The sequence below is a fragment of the Microvirga sp. Mcv34 genome (assembly GCF_024519725.1).
Lineage (GTDB): Bacteria > Pseudomonadota > Alphaproteobacteria > Rhizobiales > Beijerinckiaceae > Microvirga.
In genome coordinates, this window is sequence record NZ_JALJRK010000263.1 from 1 (window position 1) to 846 (window position 846).

General features: G+C 65.8%; 1 protein-coding gene. It reads right to left on the reverse strand.

Going from position 1 to position 846, the window contains the following annotated elements; translation table 11 throughout:
- Positions 1-11: 11 nt before the first annotated feature.
- Positions 12-787, reverse strand: a protein-coding gene (locus OC446_RS30530; protein ID WP_262032612.1) for an IS5 family transposase whose coding sequence is annotated in 2 segments (ribosomal slippage) — positions 12-454 and positions 454-787 — 777 coding nt in all. Because the reading frame shifts where the segments join, the coding sequence is not laid out codon by codon here.
- Positions 788-846 lie beyond the last annotated feature (59 nt).

The following is an 846-nucleotide window of genomic DNA, read 5'->3' on the forward strand; positions in this document are numbered from 1 at the left end:
TCTAGGCCCTGTTAGATCTTGATCCAGTCGTGAGTTGCGGCGATGCACAGCACCCCCATGAAGGATCGTGCGGTCTTCTCGTAGCGCGTGGCCACGGCGCGCCACTCCTTGAGACGTCCCCAGAGCTGCTCGACGCGCGAACGGTTGGCGTAGATCCACGCCGGGCAGGCCAGCGGTCCCTCGGTGGGATTGGTTGGGATGGCCGGTCGTGCGCCCCTGTCCCAGACGGCTTGGCGCAAGCCATGCGACGAGTAGATGCGATCGCCCACCACCCACAGCGGCACGCCTGGCAGGCTGTCGAGCAACGGCAGCGCCAAGCGCAGTTCGTGCGCCTGGCCTGGGGCGAGGATGAACGTCACCGCCCGGCCGAGCGCATCGGCGATCACGCAGGCCTTCGTACCGAAGCCGCCACGGCTTCGTCCAAGCGCCTCATGCTGATCGCGGCTTGCCGCACTCCCCCTTTTTTAGCCGCGCCCGCCGCCTTGGCATGGGCCCGGATGCTGCTGCCGTCGAGAAACACCATGCCAAGTTCGATCTTGCGTTCCTGCGCCAGTTCGAAGATGCCCTCCCACACCCCCAGTTCGGCCCAGCGGATGAACATCTGCGCGGCGCGCCACCATGGCCCAAGCTCGGCGGGAATGGCGCGCCACTTCGCGCCGTTGCGGTGGCGCCAGACAATGGCTTCAAAGGTTTGGCGCAAATCAAGCGGCTGGGTCTTCCCGTGCGGGCGGCACGCCGCAATCAGCGGCTCCCATACCGACCACTCCGCGTCCTGGAGAACTTGCATGACGACCTCCCTCTGTATCCGGCAAAGGGATAACGCTCTCAAGGCCTAACAGGGCCTAG